This is a genomic window from Lentzea sp. NEAU-D7, from assembly GCF_026242055.1.
Taxonomy (GTDB): domain Bacteria; phylum Actinomycetota; class Actinomycetes; order Mycobacteriales; family Pseudonocardiaceae; genus Lentzea.
This window is the reverse complement of sequence record NZ_JAPJDL010000001.1, coordinates 688,509-703,655: the sequence shown is the minus strand read 5'-3', so window position 1 is coordinate 703,655 and position 15,147 is coordinate 688,509. Positions and strand designations below refer to the sequence as shown.

Here is a 15,147-nt window from a genome sequence, read left to right as displayed (position 1 = left end):
GTAGGTGTGTGAGAGCGTTCTCACGGACCGTAATGAGGTGCTCACCTGGCTGACAAGGTCTACACCAATTTCCGGCACGCTTTAATCTTTGCGCCATGACGGGCCTGCGTGAACGCAAGAAGGCGGCGACCAGGGAAGCGCTGGGTGACGCCGCCTGGAGCCTGTGCGTGGAGCACGGCCTCGACCGGGTGACGGTGGACCAGATCGCGCGGGCGGCCGGGGTGTCGCTGCGGACGTTCTTCAACTACTTCTCCTCCAAGGAGGAAGCGGTCGTCGCCGGGGACACGGCGACGGCGCTCGCGTTCGTGGAGGAGTTCGCCGCGCGGCCCGCGGACGAACCGGTGCTCGTCGCCCTGCGCGAGGCCCTGCGGACGATCTACCCGCGCCACGTCGACCTCGACCGCCTCCGGCAGCTGCGCCGGCTCCGGCGCGACCCCGCGCTGCTGCCGCACGTGTTCGCCGCCTACTCCGCCCGCGAGCAGGCCCTGGCAGCGGCGATCGCGGTGCGCTGCGGCGCCGACCCCGAGGTGGACCCCTATCCGGCGGTGACGGCGTCGACGATCCTCGCGTCGATGCGCGCGGTCGTGCAGTGGTGGCTGGACACACCCCAGGCCACGGACAGGTTCGACGTCACCGAGCTGGTCGGCCGGATGATCGACCAGCTCGGTGCCGGGTTCACCCGGTGACGGCGTTCACCAGGTGACGGCGTTCACCAGGTGACCGGGAGCCTGTGCACGCCGTAGATCGACATGTCGGTCCGCAACGGCACCTCGGCGGCGGGCACGGCGAGCTCGAGCGCCGGCAACCGGCGCAACAGCTCGCTGAAGCCGACCGCCATCTCCACCCGCGCCAGCTGCTGGCCGAGGCACTGGTGGATGCCGTGCCCGAACGCCACGTGGTGGCCGCGCGGCCGGTCGACGAGGAGCGCGTGCGGGTCGTCGTACTGGCTGTCGTCGCGGTTGGCCGCGGGCACCGACACCACGACCGTCTCGCCGGCGCGGATGGTGGCGCCGCCGATCACGACGTCCTCCTTGGCGTGCCGTGAGACGCCCGAGCTGATGATCGACAGGTACCGCAGCAGCTCCTCGACCGCGTTCTCGACCAGGTCCGGGTCGTCGCGGAGCCTCGCGAACTGGTCGGGGTGCTCCAGCAGCGCGAACGTGCCGAGCGCCAGCATGTTCGCCGTCGTCTCGTGGCCCGCGATGAGCAGCAGGTTCGCGATGCCGGTGAGCTCGTTGTCGTCGAGGTCGGTGTCGCGCACGAGCCCGGACAGCAGGTCGTCGCCGGGACTCCGCCGCTTCGCGCACACGAGCCCGTACATGAACTTCCGCAGCTCGGTGGTGTTCTTGATCTGTTCGTCGACCGTGGTGTTCAGGCTGAGCAGCTTGGCCGTGCGGCGCTGGAACTCGTCGCGGTCGCCGTAGTCGACGCCGAGCAGTTCGCAGATCACCAGTGACGGCACGGGCAGCGCGAAGTCGTGCACGAGATCGGCGGGCGGTCCCTTCTCGATCATCGCGTCGAGCTGGGCCGTGACGATCTCGTGCACGCGCGGCGTGAGGTCCCGCATCCTGCGCACGGTGAACTGCCCGGTCAGCATCCGGCGGTAGCGGGTGTGTTCGGGGGCGTCCATGAAGATGAACGACCCGGCCCTGCGCTCCGGCGGGAACAGCTCCGCGTGCAGCTCGGGAGAGATCAGCGCCCTCGCCCGCGGGCTGTTGACCCGGTCCGAGCTCATCTGCGGCGCGGCGAGCACCGCCCGTGCCTCGTCGTGTCCGGTGACGAGCCAGACGGTGTCGCCGTTGTGCTCGATCCTGTGGATCCGCCCGTGCCCGCTCAGCTCGGTCAGCCCGGTGGCCGGGTCGAACGGGCACTTGCCGCGGTTGGTGAGTTCGGCGGGCAACTGCGGGCGGATGAGCTCCTGCGCGCTGCGCTGCCGCTCGGCCGTGGACATGGCCTCTCCCTGTCTGACCCGGTGTGACCGGGTCGTGGCTCGGCGTCACCTCCACGGTACCGATACTTGCGCGTTGTGCAAGATTTTTGGGGGAGCCTCAGACCGCGAACACCTGCGCGTCGTTCGCGAAGGCCTTGAACTCCAGCGCGTTGCCCGCGGGGTCCAGCAGGAACATCGTCCACTGCTCACCGGGCTCGCCCTTGAACCGCACGTACGGCTCGATGACGAACTTCGTGCCGGCGTCCGCCAGCCTGGCCGCCAGGGCCTGGAACTCGTCCACGGTCAGGACCAGGCCGAAGTGGGGGACCGGCACGTCGTGGCCGTCGACCGGGTTGCTGACGCGCTCGGTCCTCGGCGCGAGGTGGGTGACGAACTGGTGGCCGTGCAGGTTCCAGTCGATCCAGGTGTCGGAACTGCGGCCCTGCTCCAGGCCGAGGGTCTCGCCGTAGAACTCGCGAGCGGCGGAGAGGTCGTCGACGGGCATGGCGAGGTGGAAACGGGGGATGTTCGGCATGTAGGAATGTTAACATTCAGACAAGATGTCGTCTTGTTAACATTGCTCACATGACAGTGGGTCCGGCGCGACGGCGAGGTCTGGGCAGCGAGGTCGCGGACATGATCCGCGTGGCCATCTTCGACGGCGGCTACCCGCCGGGCAGCGCGCTGCGCGAGGTGGAGCTGTCCACGGCCCTGCAGGTCTCCCGCGGCCCCGTGCGGGACGCGCTGCGCCTGCTCGAACACGAGGGCCTGGTGCGCACCGAGTGGCACCGGGGCACCACGGTGGCCGAGCTGTCGCTCGAGGACGTGGCCGAGCTGGACAGTCTGCGGGGCGCCCTGGAGACGCTCGCCGTCCAGCGCGTGGTGGCCACGGGCGCCTCGCTGGAGAAGATCGCCGCGGCGGCGCTGGAGATGGAGCGCGCCTCGACACCGCACGAGATGGTGCGGTGCGACATCGCGTTCCACGACGCCGTGTACGCCGCCGCCGGCCACTCGCGGCTGACCCAGGCCTGGGAGGCGATCCGGTCGCAGGTGCACCTGTTCCTGATCACGCGGGTGCGGCTGAGCACGGACGGCTACCTGGAGCAGATCCGCGACGAGCACCGGGACCTGGTGGCCGCGCTGCGGCTGGGGAACGCCGAGGGGGCGCTGAAGCTGTTCGCGGAGCACCGCAGGCACGCCTTCGACGTCCTCACCTCAGGTTCCTGATCCTGGCCGCCTCTACTCCGATCGAGATCACCACCGCTCACGAACGCGTGGATCCACTGGGCTGAAGAGGTGATCGGAACGATCAACCGCCCGCCGGCGCTCCTACGCTCGGCGGCGTGGACCTGCAGGCACTGAAGTACGAGGGCGACCCGCTCGCCGACGCCGTCATCGCGCACCTGATCGAGAGCGGCGACCTGAACGAGGTCAACCAGGTGCTCGCGGAGTTCCGCGGCAACGACGAGCCCGTCCCGGAGCACCTGCCGCCCGTGGTCCGCGACTACCTCGTCGCCACCGACGACCCGCCCGAGTGGATGGACGAGGAACGCGTCGCCCGCGCGCACGAGTTCTTCGTCGACGACGGGGTGCACGTGGCGTCGGTGCTGTCGTTCGGTGCGATGGTCAACTGCTACGCGCAGCCCAGGCCGTCCCGCGTCCTCACGCTCACGCACCGGCTCAACCAGCCGCACCGCCGGCTGTCGGAGACGTCGCAGTTCGTGCTGAACATGATGGAGCCCAACGCTTTCGGCACGGGCGGCTCGTTCGTGCCGACCATCCAGAAGACCCGGCTGATCCACGCGGCGGTCCGCTACTTCGTCGGCCGCTCACCGGAGTGGGACCACGAGGCGGACGGCGTCCCGGTGTGCCAGCAGGACCTGCTCGGCGCGCTGCTGATCTTCTCGGTGCAGGTGGTCGAGGGCATGCGCCGCATCGGCGTCTCGGTGACCGACACCGAGGCCGAGGACTACTACCACGTCTGGCGCGTCGCGGGGGCGGTGCTCGGCATCCGCGCGGACGTGATGCCGGAGACGCTGGCGGAGGCCGAAGAGCTCAGCGACACCATGGTGCGGGCGTCCTACGCGCCGTCGGAGGAAGGCGTCGAGCTCACCAGGAACCTCGTCGAGCTGTACGAGAAGTTCGTACCCGGCAAGGCTTTCGACGGGGTGGTCGCGGCGATGGTGCGGCAGGTCGTCGACGAGGAGGTCGCGGACTGGCTGCAGGTCCCGCGCTCCCGGGGCTGGGCCAGGGCGGTCAGGACGGGCGCGAAGGTGATGGGCGTGTTCGAACGCGGCGAGGACCGCAGCCGCGTCGCCCGCGCGGTGCTCGACAAGGCGGGCGAGGTGTTGCTCGGCGCGAGCGTCCGCACCCTCACCGACGGCCAGCCGACCGCCCTGGTCGTGCCGGCCTGCCTCCGCCGCTGAGCGCCTGACCAGATGTCCGTCCTGGACGGCGGAACCCTCTGACGTGGGCGCCTTTCATGTTCGGTGGCCGCACGCGGGAGCTTCCGTGCGGTAGGACCGCACGCGAAATCCCGCGTGCCCTGCCGGACGTGGGGACCCCGCGTGCAGCAGGAGCGGGGAGTGGAGGGCTGGCGCTGGTCGGCTCAGACACGACGTCTCGCGGCGGGCCTGGCCGTCTCCGGGTCTCTCGCCCGCGCCTGCCACCGGACGAACTCCCGGGACACGGCCTAGAGCCAGCCGTGCTCGTGCGCGACCGAGAACGCCTCGGCGCGGCCCGCGACACCGAGCTTGGTGACGGCGGCGGACAGGTGGTTGCGCACCGTCCCGGCGGACAGCGACGTGCGCGCGGCGATCTCGGCGACCGGGGTGCCGAACTCGCTGAGCCGCAACACCTCCAGCTCGCGCTGCGTCAGCGGGCACGGGGGAGCGGCGAGCGCGTCGGCGGCGAGAGCCGGGTCCACCCAGCGCGACCCGGCGTGCACGCGGCGGATCACGTCGGCCAGCGTGCCGCCGGGCGATCCCTTGGGCAGGAAGCCCTTCGCGCCCGCGTGCAGGGCCTGCTGCAGGTGCGGCGGCCGGCCGCGGCCCGTCAGGACCACCACGGCGCACGTCGGCAGCACGCGCGCCAGTTCCTCGGTGACCTCCAGGCCGTCGAGCAGCGGCATCTGCAGGTCCACCACGGCCACGTCCGGGCGGTGCGCCCGCGCGGCCTCCACGGCGGCCCGGCCGTCACCGGCGCGGGCCACCACCTCGAGATCCGGCTCCAGGCCGAGCAGCGCCGCGAGCGCGTCGCGGATCAGCTCCTCGTCGTCGGCCAGCAGGACCCTGATCACGCGGGCACCACGACCTGCAGCGTGAACACGTCCCCGGACTTCTCCACGGACACCTGGCCGCCCACGGCCGCGAGCCGCTCGCGGAGGCCGCGCAACCCGTTGCCCTCACCGGACGGCTTCTCGGTGCCGTCGTTCGTGACGGTCATCCGCACCTCCTCGCCGGCGACAGCGACGTCGATCATGCACCAGGTCGCGTGGCTGTGCCGCAGCACGTTGGTGCACGCCTCGCGCAACGCCAGCGCGAGCTGAGTGGCGCGTTCACCGTCTACCGGTGCGTCCGAGACGGTGCACCGGATGCCGGCCTCCTGCATCACGTTCCGCACGGCCTCAAGCTGTTCGGGCAGGTTCACGGCGCGATAGCCGTGCACCGCGTCACGAACCTCTTCCAGCGCCGAGGACGCCAGTCGTTGCGCTTCGAACGCCTCCGCCGCGGACCGCTCCGGGTCGGTGGCGGCGAGCCGCCCGGCCAGTTCGGACTTCAGCGCGATCACCGTCAGCCGATGCCCCAGGAGGTCGTGGACGTCCCGCGCGAACCGCAGCCGCTCCTCGCTCACCGCGAGCTCCGCCTGCGCCTCGCGCCCGGCCCGAGCCTGCCCGAGCAGTCCGGCGAACCACATCGGCAGCCCGGCCATCGCGATGATCGTCAGCCCGACGACCGCCGCGATCATCTGGTACGTCGTGTGGTCGCGGCTGACGAAGAACCCGACCAGGCCCGAGACCACGACTGCGGAGATCGCCGCCAGCCACCTCCAGGGGCCGTTCAGCAGCAGCGGAGCGAACCCGGCCGCGGCGCCGCCGATCCACGCCCACGTGAACAGCTCCTCCGGCCCGGCCGGCGCCACGAGCGGGATCGTCGCCAGCGTCGCGGCCACGAGCACCCACAGCGGCCCGCCCCGCAACGTCACCGCGTACGCCACGGCCAGCGCCAGCAGTCCCAGCACCCCGAGCCAGCGCAGCGCGGACGGCTCGCGCAGCACCGAGACCAGCGGCACGGCGAGCGAGCCCAGCCACAGCACGTGGAGGGTGCCGCGCAGCGCGGTGTGCGGGAGATCGTTCATCGCCATCAGCCTAGAACCACACCATCAGGATCGTGACCGCGATGACAAGGTCGAAGATGCCGCAGAACTCCGACCACCAGCGCGGCACGACGGCGTTGCGCACGTGGTGCACCAGGTCCCAGACGGCGTGGGCGCCCCACCCGAGCGCGATCAGCAGCACCCCGTTGTGCGGCGACACGAGGAGCACCGCCACGGCCAGCGCCGCGTAGAGGCCGAACACCGCGAGCTGCGTCCGGGGCGCCCGCCGTCCCCAGAACAGGTAGGCCGCCTGGCACACGAGCAGGGTCCACACGGGAGGCACCACCGGTGCCTGCCAGAAGTCGAACGAGATCGCCAGCGCGATCGCCGCGGGCCAGCGCTCACCCAGGGCCCTGACCACCGGGTTCGTGCTGGGCGTCCCGTGCTCGTGGCGGCGCAGGACCAGCACCGCGATCATCGCGGGCACCATCAGCAGGTGCCCGCCCATTTCGACTGCGTGCCCGTCCAGCACGCCGAACCAGTACGGCACCAGGAGCACCAGGTACGGCACGACCATCGCCGCGCACATCTCGAGGACCCGGCCGTGGCCGTGGTAGCGCATCCACAGCGCCATCGGCACGCACATCGAGGCCGCCATCCACAGGGCGGCCAGCTCGACCTGTCCAGGCGTCAAGAGGGGCCCGAGCAGGGCCATTCCGATCAGCATCGCCACGAACATCTCTGCCCCGTGGCGCAGCAGCGGCCGAACCGCCGGCGAAAGCGTTGTCGTCATGCTTCGAGAATCGAAGAGACCCGCCGCAAGACCCATCCGCGCGCTGTCACGACTTCTCTGTGCGAAACGCACAGACGAACTATGCGTTCACCTCTGCCCAGAGGGTCTTCCCGCCCGTGAACTCCCGCGTGCCCCAGCAGCGGGAGAGCTGGGCGATCAACGCCAGCCCGCGGCCCCGCGTGTCACCGAGACGTGACCGCCCCAGCTGCGGAAGTTCGGCCGGCGTGTGGTCGTCGACCTCCACCCGGATGAAGTCCGTGTGCCGTTGCACCCGCACGACACGCGGCCCCTCGGCGTGTTCGTAGGCGTTGCTCGCCAGCTCCGTGCACACGAGCAGAACGTCGAGCACGACGTCCTCCGGCAGATCCCTCAACAGGGTCCCGATCCACGCGCGCATCGCGCCGAGATCCGGCTCGTCCTCCGGCAGGGTGTGCAAGGTCCTCGCGGAGGCGCTCAGCACCTCTGGGGTGTCCATATCCATCCCACCTCGTCCACTTCAGGCCCCCCTGGCTGCTCAAGACGGCCGTCAGGGTGCGAAATACCACCGTGCGTGCTACCCCAAACGCGTGGACGGCTATGGCTTCAACCTCGCACTCGTCGCGGTTCTGGTGTTGCTCAACGCGGCTTTCGCGGGCAGTGAGATGGCATTCGTGTCACTGCGCGAAGGCCAGCTGCGCTCGCTGGAACGCGAAGGACACCGCCGGCTCGTCCGGCTCGCACGCGATCCGAACAGGTACTTCGCGACGGTCCAGATCGGCATCACGCTGTCCGGGTTCCTCGCCTCGGCGACCGCCGCGGTCTCCCTGGCGGCACCGTTCGTGCCGCTGCTGAGCTTCCTCGGCAACGCCGCGAACGGGGTCGCCATCGCGCTCGTGACCGTGGTGCTGACGTTCGTCACACTGGTCTTCGGGGAACTGGCGCCCAAGCGCCTCGCGATGCAGTACGCCGTGCGCTGGTCGAAGATCGTCGCCGGCACGCTCGACCTGCTGTCGACGATCTCCCGGCCCGCGGTGTGGCTGCTCAGCAAGTCGACCGACCTCGTGGTGCGCGTGTTCGGCGGCGACCCGGACGCCGACGAGGAACAGATGTCGGCGGAGGAGCTGCGGGATCTGGTTGAGGTGCAACAGCATCTCAACCAGGAACAGCGCACGATCATGACCGGCGCGCTGGAGATCCACGAACGGCGGCTGCGCGAGGTCCTGGTGCCGCGGCGGCAGGTGACGATCGTCGAATCAGGTTTGGACACCCCCGCGGCACGGGAAGTCCTGGCGAGGTCCGGACATTCGCGGGCCCCGGTGACCAAGGACGGGCACCTCGACGACGTGGTCGGTGTGGTGCACCTGCGAGACCTGCTGGACGACACCGTGCCCCTGGCGGACGTGGCACGGGCACCGATGGTGTTACCGGACTCGGTGCGCGTCACGGACGCGTTGCGGCGCATGAAGGCCGAGCACGAACAGCTGGCGCTGGTCGTGGACGAGCACGGCGCGGTCGACGGCATCGTGACGCTGGAAGACCTGCTGGAGGAGATCGTCGGTGAGATCTACGACGAGACCGACTCCGACGTGGTCGGGGTCAGGACCGGGCCGGACGGTTCGCTCGAGCTGCCCGGCACGTTCCCGATCCACGACCTGGTGGACGTCGGCGTCGAACTCCGCGACGCGCCGTCCGGGCCGTACTCCACGATCGCCGGGCTGGTGCTGCTGATCCTCGGCCGCATCCCGGAGGAGCCGGGCGACGTGGTGGAGGTCTCCGGCTGGAAGATCGAGGTGCGGCAGGTCGAGCACCACGCGATCACCCTGGTGAGGCTGAGGTCACAGGCGAAACCGCGGAATGAAGTGGACCTCTGAACCGTTACACACGAGTGCAGCGGTGTATAGGGCCGCTGCCCCGCAGACGGCGAGTTCGCCGAACCGGCTGCGGCGGTTGACCCGAACAGTCAACCAGACGACCGGCGTGAACCCGCGCCGGCTACCACCTGCCAACGGATACGGGGGATTTGGCATGCCCGCAGATCTGAAGAACCGCGCGTCCGGGCAGCAGGACGCGGACCTGGTCGGCCAGTACCTGCGCGAGGTCGGGCGCACACCGCTGCTCACCGCGTCCGAAGAGGTCGACCTGTCCCGGCGCATCGAAGCCGGCGTGTACGCCGCTCACCTGCTCCAGTCCGGTGACACGACGCGCGAGCCGCGGCTGCTGCGCCGGATCGTCGCCGAGGGTGAGCGCGCCAAGGACCACATGATCCGCGCGAACCTGCGCCTGGTCGTGTCGGTCGCCAAGAAGCACTCGTTCCGCGGCCTGCCGTTCGGGGACGTGATCCAGGAGGGCAACCTCGGCCTGATCCGCGCGGTCGAGAAGTTCGACTACGCCAAGGGCTACAAGTTCTCCACCTACGCCATGTGGTGGATCCGCCAGGCGATCGAACGCGGTCTGGCCGAGCAGACCCGCACCGTGCGCCTGCCGGTGCACGTGGTCGAAGAGGTCAACAAGCTCAAGAAGATCGGGCAGAAGCTGTCCGCGTCGTTCGGCCGCGAGGCGACGGTCGAGGAGATCGCCGCCGAGGCCAAGTGCTCGCCCTCGCGCGTGCAGGACATGCGGGACGCGGCGCGCACGTGCGTGTCGCTGGAGACGCCGGTCGGCGACGAGGGCGACTCGGTGCTGGGCGACCTGATCCAGGACACCGACGGCGTGTCCGCGCCGGACCTGGTGGAGCAGCAGGAGTTCACCGAGGGCGTTCGCTCCCTCCTGGACGTCCTGCCCGAACGGCAGGGCCGGATCATGCGCCTGCGCTACGGCCTGGAGGACGGGCGTGCCCGCACCCTGCAGGAGGTCGCGGAGGAGCTCGGCCTGACCCGTGAGCGGATCCGCCAGCTGGAGAAGCAGTCGCTCGCCCAGCTCAAGCAGTCGGGCGACCGCGACGACCTCTTCGCGCTCGCGGGCTGACAACCGCCTGTACTTCGCGTTGTGGCGACTAGAGGTTTTTGAGCGTCTCCGTGAAGTAGTGCAACGTGAGCTCCGCGTCCCGCGACTGTTCGTGCGGGGCGCGGAGTTTTTCTGCGAAGTCCGCGATGTCGGCGATCGTCCACCGCAGCGAGTAGAAGGCGCTGTCACCGCCGACCAGCCAGAGGTCGCGTTCCGGTGGGGCCAGTCCGACGGTGTCCCAGTCGACGAGCACCAGGCCCCGCGGCGTGTTGATCACGTTGCCCGCGTGGGGTTCTCCGTGGGTGACCACCCGCTCGTCCGGGAGCTCTCCGGCCAAACCGTCCAGTTCGGCCAGTTTCTCGCGGACGATCCCGCTGTGGGCCGCGAAGACATCGCGGGCCCGGTCCGAGCACCACTCACCGGGCTCGTCGAGCAGCGCCGTGAGCCCGGCCGCGGCCGGGACGTCGATCGGGGCGACCGGGGTGCCCGCCGGTGGTGCACAGCGGTGCAGGGCCGTCAGCAGCTCGGTCACCCCGGCGTGGACCGGATCGCCGAAGGATCCGGATCTCCCCGCGACGTACGGGAAGACGCTCAGCGCGTAGCGGTCGTTGAGCAGCACCACGGTCTCGCCGTCGTCCGAGCGCACCGGTGCCACGACGAACGGCAGTTGCTCGCCCAGACTCGCCGCGGTCTCCATCGCCCGTCGCAGACCGGTCAGCGGCTTGGCCGTCAGGTCCGACACCGAGGTGAACCACCGGTCGTAGACGGTCCAGTGGTAGTCGCCGAAGCCGACAGGCGCGTAGACCGGTTTCCCGGTGATGCCGAACCTGGCGAGGCCGGCCTTGAGCTCGTGTTCGGGCAAGCCGTTCGGAAGATCCTCCACGGTGCACGAAGTTAGCGGCTCGAATGGCACGATGTCCCGCGTGAACGTTTCTGCCGTGTTGCGCACCCTGGCGCGGTTGAGTGCCGCTGAGCAGCCGCAGAAGCTCGTGCTGGACCTCACCAAGGCGGCCGGGCTGCTCTGGCTCGGCGACCACGAGCCGTCGTGGCGGGCGATCACGCTCGTGCAGGAGGGCCCGCACTGGACGCCGGTCTCGTGGACCGCCCCGAAGCAGGCTCGCGAGGAGGTCGCGCACCTGGCCGCCTACGACGCGCTGCACCAGGAGGACCGGTTGCTGCGGCTGGGCTGGGCGTTCCTGACCGGGCCCGCGGAGATCGGCGGGCAGCGGCGCCGGGTGTGCCTGCCGCTGGTGTCGCGGCCGGTGCGCCTGCACCACGGGCTCGGTCTCGGCTACGCCTACCACGTCGCCGGTGACGCCGGGGTGTTCCCGCTGATCGACGACTGGGCCAAGACCGCCGAACGGGAGGCCGCACTCGCGCCGACCGAGGCGTGGATCGCCCGGACGTTGCGGCTCGCCGGGTTCGAGGACGTGCCGATCGTGCACGACGACCCCAAGAAGCTGATCTCCGGCAGCGAGCTCGTCGTCGCGATGGGAGCCGGGCTGCACGCGGGCGAGCCCGTCGTGAAGACCGAGCACGGCACGGCCCTGTACGACTGGTCGGGCAAGAAGGGCCTCGACGGCACGGCGTTCGCGGCCCTGTACGGCGCCACCACCGAACCGGACCGGCACGACGAGCCGATCAGTTCGGCGTTGCCGCTCAGCCACAGCCAGATGCGTGCGGTCGAGCACGCTCGCCGTGCGCGGATCACGGTCGTGGGCGGGCCTCCCGGCGCGGGCAAGACGCACACTCTCGCGGCGCTGGCGCTCGACGCGGTGGCGGCGGGGAAGTCGGTGCTCCTCGCCAGCCGCACGCGCAACGCCGCCGACGTGCTCGGTGGCGCGCTGCGGAAGGCGGGTGGGCCGGTGCCGGTGCTGTTCGGTGACTCCGAGCTGCGGCAGGAGATGGCGCGCGAACTGAGCGACGGGCTGACCGCCACGAGCGATCCTGAGCGCCTGCACGAACTCGATCGCGTCCGGAGGGCGGCCGCCGCCGCTGTCGCCCGTGTCGAACGCACGACCGGCGGCTCGCTCACCGACGAACGACTGGCCGCGGAAGCCAAGAAGCACCAGGCGTTGATGCCGGCGCATTGGGCCGTGGCGCCGAAAGCGTTCGAGGCGGGTGTGGACTTCGCCGCGCTGCACGGTCTTCTCCGGCCGCGCACCGGATTCCTCGGCGGACTGCGGACCGGGTGGGCGGTGCGCAAGGCGCGCGGGCTGACCGGTGCGGGCGAGGTCCCGGTCGAGGACCTGCGCGCCGCGGTCGAGGCGGCCGAGCAGACCGCGGCGTCCGTGCGGATCGGGGCGAACGGCGGCACGGCGTTCGGCGAGCTGCGGCCGTTGCTGGCCGAGCAGGACGTCGCGAGCCGCACGGCCACGGCCACGTGGCTCAAGGAGTACTCGGTGAGCCGCCGCGGTTCGGGCGCGCGCCTGGCGGTGGCGGCGCTCGCGAAGGCGTTGCGGTCCGGGCGGGCGGCGCGGCGGCGCGGGCTCGCCGAGATCGACAGCGCGGATCTGGTGGCGGCACTGCCGTTGTGGGTCGGCACGCTGTCCGACGTGGAGGACATCCTGCCGCCCGTGCCCGGCATGTTCGACCTGGTGATCATCGACGAGGCCAGCCACGTCGACCAGCCGCTGGCCGCGCCGGCGTTGCTGCGCGGCCGGTCCGCGGTGATCGGCGGGGATCCCCGCCAGCTGCGGCACGTGTCGTTCGTCAGCGACCAGGCGGTGCAGGCGGCGGTCGACGCGGAGGGCACCCAGGACCTGCGCGACCGGCTGGACGTGCCGAAGGTGAGCCTGTTCGACGCGGGCGCGGCGACGGCGGGCGTGCACTGGCTCGACGAGCACCACCGCTGCGCGCCGCACCTGATCGGGTTCGCGGCGGCCAGGTTCTACGACGGCAAGATCGCACTGCTCACCACGCACCCGTCGATCGCGGACGTCGACTGCATCGACACCGAGCGCGTCGACGGCGCCCGCACCGCGAAGGGCGTCAACCAGGCCGAGGTCGACGCCGTGCTCGCCCACGTCCGCAAGCGGGTGGCCGCGGGCGTGCGCTCGATCGGCGTCGTGACCCCGTTCCGCGCGCAGGCCGACGCGCTGGAGGAAGCGCTGCTCGGTGAACTCACGCTGGACGAGATCACCACCGGTGGCGTGCGCGTCGGCACCGTGCACGGCGTGCAGGGCAGCGAGTTCGACGAGGTGGTGATCAGCCTCGCCGCGGACGCCAAGCCGGGCGCGTGGCGGTTCGTCAACGATCCCAGCCTGCTCGCCGTGCTGACCACCCGCGCGCGCCGGAAGGTGCACGTCATCACGTCCGCGCCCGAACCGCCGGGCCTGATCGGCGAGTACCTGCGGCACGCCGACGTCGCGCCGACCGAGACCGCCGGCACCGACCCCGAGGACGAGTGGACCGCGCGTCTCGCGCACGAACTGCGGGCCGCGGGCCTGACCGTCCGCACGGGCTACCCGGTCGGGCAGTGGCGAGTGGATCTCGTGGTGGGGGAGAAGGACGACGCCGTCGCGGTGGAGACGCGCCCGCACCCTTCCGGAGTGCGGGCGCATCTCGCTCGCTGGCGTGCGCTCACCCACGCGGGGTGGCGCGTGCACGACGCGTTCGGCAGCCGGTTCGGCGACGACCCGGCGCGGGCCGCCGTGGAACTGACCCAGGAGCTACCTGCGGCTGGGCTTGAACAGCGGCTCCGCTGAGACGGCCGACGGCAGGAACGGGTTCGGGTTCGCCGGGCACACCGTGCCGACGGGCGGCAACGTGCCGTTGAGCAGGTACGCGTTAGTGTGGTCGGTCGCGCACTGGCTCACCCCGTACGCCGTGTGTCCCCAACCCGCGTACGCGAGCAGACGACTGCCCGCCAGCTGACGATTGGCGGCCTGCGCGCCCCGGAAGTCCGTCACGCCGTCGAAGTAGTTGCCCACCACCAGAACCGGCGCGCTGGTGCGGGTGCGCCACGGCCCGGTGAAGCGGTCGGGGTTCGTCGGCCAGTCCGCGCACGCCGCGTTGCCCCACCACCACGCCGGTCCGAACTCCGAACCCGCTTCGGCGTACCGGGAGATCGCCCGGTAGGCGTGGAAGTCGCGCGGGTACTCGATGTCCGCGCACGCGTTGCCGTTGTAGGCGTCGAACCCGTTGGGGTAATCCGGTTCCGCCGCAACCGAAAGCGACCCGGCCGCCGCGTCGGAGAGCTGGTCGAAGAACGCGGCGGCGTCCGGCCAGTCGCTCGGCGAGTACATCGCGCCGATCGCGGCGTTGACCACGGCATCGTAGGTGAAGACCTGGCCGCCGAGCTCGATCGGCTTGGCGCGCACCGACTTCAGCAACGCGTTCCAGCGCTTCTCCGACTGCGGACCGAAGACGCACGCGGCCTCGTCGCAGGTGCGGAGGAACTCGCGGAACTCCTCCTTCGTCGCGATCCGGTCCGACTCGATCTGCCGGCCGCTCGACCACAGCTCGGGGTCGAGCACGCCGTCGATCACGAGCGCGCGGATGTTGCCAGGGAACAGGTTCGCGTAGGTCGCGCCCAGGAACGAGCCGTAGGAGAAGCCCAGGTAGCTGATCTTGCGGTCACCGACGGCGCGGCGCAGCAGGTCCATGTCCCGTGCGACGTCGGCGGTGCTCATGTGCCGGGCGATCCGCTGGTCGTCGCGGCACTCGGGGCCGAGCGAGCGGTAGCGGTCGAAGAACGGCCGCTCCTGCGCCGCCTGGTACGGGAAGCCGGGGATGCCCTCGAAGAACTTCCCGAGGTCCGCCTCGCTGGCGAAGCAGTGCAGCGGGTCGGACCTGCCGACCCCGCGCGGGTCGAACCCGACGATGTCGAACCGGCCCTGGAGGTTCGCCGACAGGGTGTTGCCCGCGCCGAGCGCGAAGTCCACGCCCGAGCCGCCGGGGCCGCCGGGGTTGAGGAACAGCGACCCGATCCGGCGCGCGGGGTCCGTCGCGGGCTTGCGCGCCAGCGCGACGGTGGTCGTGGCGCCGCGCGGGTCGTCGTAGTCGAGCGGCACCTTCACGGAGGCGCACTCGAAGCCGGGGTGTTCGGGTCCGCACGCCACCCAGTCGATCTTCGGGATCGGCGCGCCCCCTCCCGAAGCCTGTACGGCGGGTGTGCCGGTGATCAGGAGCGCGGCCGTGGCGGCCAGCACGGTGAATCGCATCGACAAGCTCCCCTCTCGTCTGC

General features: G+C 71.0%; 14 protein-coding genes. 6 read left to right on the top strand and 8 right to left on the bottom strand.

Going from position 1 to position 15,147, the window contains the following annotated elements; all coding sequences use genetic code 11:
• Positions 1–95: 95 nt before the first annotated feature.
• Positions 96–686 (top strand): TetR/AcrR family transcriptional regulator, encoded by a 591-nt coding sequence (locus ORI60_RS02845; RefSeq protein ID WP_266033667.1) that lies wholly within the window; start codon positions 96–98, stop codon positions 684–686.
• 23 nt (positions 687–709) lie between these two features.
• Here ORI60_RS02845 and ORI60_RS02840 read toward each other — a convergent pair whose 3' ends face one another.
• Both ORI60_RS02840 and ORI60_RS02835 read right to left on the bottom strand, forming a co-directional pair.
• Positions 710–1,951: a cytochrome P450 gene (locus ORI60_RS02840; protein ID WP_266033665.1), complete on the bottom strand. Its 1,242-nt coding sequence runs from the start codon at positions 1,949–1,951 to the stop codon at positions 710–712.
• Positions 1,952–2,048: 97 nt separating this feature from the next.
• Complete coding sequence (locus ORI60_RS02835; RefSeq protein ID WP_266033663.1) at positions 2,049–2,465, bottom strand: VOC family protein; 417 nt, start codon at positions 2,463–2,465, stop codon at positions 2,049–2,051.
• A 50-nt stretch (positions 2,466–2,515) separates the two neighbouring features.
• Between ORI60_RS02835 and ORI60_RS02830 the strand changes: the two genes are divergently transcribed.
• Positions 2,516–3,157 carry a GntR family transcriptional regulator gene (locus tag ORI60_RS02830; protein ID WP_266033661.1) on the top strand — a complete coding sequence of 214 codons (642 nt, stop codon included), beginning with the start codon at positions 2,516–2,518 and terminating at the stop codon, positions 3,155–3,157.
• 116 nt (positions 3,158–3,273) lie between these two features.
• Positions 3,274–4,356 carry an oxygenase MpaB family protein gene (locus ORI60_RS02825; RefSeq protein WP_266033659.1) on the top strand — a complete coding sequence of 361 codons (1,083 nt, stop codon included), beginning with the start codon at positions 3,274–3,276 and terminating at the stop codon, positions 4,354–4,356.
• Positions 4,357–4,622: 266 nt separating this feature from the next.
• Here the strand turns inward: ORI60_RS02825 and ORI60_RS02820 are convergent, their stop codons facing one another.
• The 4 genes from ORI60_RS02820 to ORI60_RS02805 form a co-directional block, all read right to left on the bottom strand.
• Positions 4,623–5,228, bottom strand: a complete 606-nt coding sequence (locus ORI60_RS02820; protein ID WP_266033656.1) for a response regulator transcription factor — start codon at positions 5,226–5,228, stop codon at positions 4,623–4,625.
• Positions 5,225–6,286 (bottom strand): sensor histidine kinase, encoded by a 1,062-nt coding sequence (locus tag ORI60_RS02815; protein WP_266033653.1) that lies wholly within the window; start codon positions 6,284–6,286, stop codon positions 5,225–5,227. The genes ORI60_RS02820 and ORI60_RS02815 overlap by 4 nt, the downstream gene beginning before the upstream one ends.
• A 10-nt stretch (positions 6,287–6,296) precedes the next feature.
• Positions 6,297–7,037 carry a hypothetical protein gene (locus tag ORI60_RS02810; RefSeq protein WP_266033651.1) on the bottom strand — a complete coding sequence of 247 codons (741 nt, stop codon included), beginning with the start codon at positions 7,035–7,037 and terminating at the stop codon, positions 6,297–6,299.
• A 79-nt stretch (positions 7,038–7,116) separates the two neighbouring features.
• On the bottom strand, positions 7,117–7,512 hold the full coding sequence (locus tag ORI60_RS02805; RefSeq protein ID WP_266033649.1) for an ATP-binding protein: 396 nt from the start codon (positions 7,510–7,512) through the stop codon (positions 7,117–7,119).
• A 91-nt stretch (positions 7,513–7,603) separates the two neighbouring features.
• Between ORI60_RS02805 and ORI60_RS02800 the strand changes: the two genes are divergently transcribed.
• Together ORI60_RS02800 and ORI60_RS02795 are read left to right on the top strand one after the other, a co-directional pair.
• A complete protein-coding gene (locus ORI60_RS02800) occupies positions 7,604–8,887 on the top strand; it encodes a hemolysin family protein (protein ID WP_266033647.1) in 1,284 nt (427 codons plus the stop codon).
• A 154-nt stretch (positions 8,888–9,041) separates the two neighbouring features.
• Positions 9,042–9,980: a sigma-70 family RNA polymerase sigma factor gene (locus tag ORI60_RS02795; RefSeq protein WP_266033646.1), complete on the top strand. Its 939-nt coding sequence runs from the start codon at positions 9,042–9,044 to the stop codon at positions 9,978–9,980.
• A gap of 28 nt (positions 9,981–10,008) precedes the next feature.
• Here the strand turns inward: ORI60_RS02795 and ORI60_RS02790 are convergent, their stop codons facing one another.
• Complete coding sequence (locus tag ORI60_RS02790; protein ID WP_266033644.1) at positions 10,009–10,842, bottom strand: phosphotransferase; 834 nt, start codon at positions 10,840–10,842, stop codon at positions 10,009–10,011.
• Between the two features lie 40 nt (positions 10,843–10,882).
• Here ORI60_RS02790 and ORI60_RS02785 point away from each other — a divergent pair, with 40 nt between their 5' ends.
• Positions 10,883–13,666, top strand: coding sequence for an AAA domain-containing protein (locus ORI60_RS02785; protein ID WP_266033642.1), 2,784 nt, complete (start codon positions 10,883–10,885; stop codon positions 13,664–13,666).
• Here the strand turns inward: ORI60_RS02785 and ORI60_RS02780 are convergent.
• Positions 13,631–15,124 (bottom strand): alpha/beta hydrolase, encoded by a 1,494-nt coding sequence (locus ORI60_RS02780; RefSeq protein ID WP_266033640.1) that lies wholly within the window; start codon positions 15,122–15,124, stop codon positions 13,631–13,633. The genes ORI60_RS02785 and ORI60_RS02780 overlap by 36 nt on opposite strands.
• Positions 15,125–15,147 lie beyond the last annotated feature (23 nt).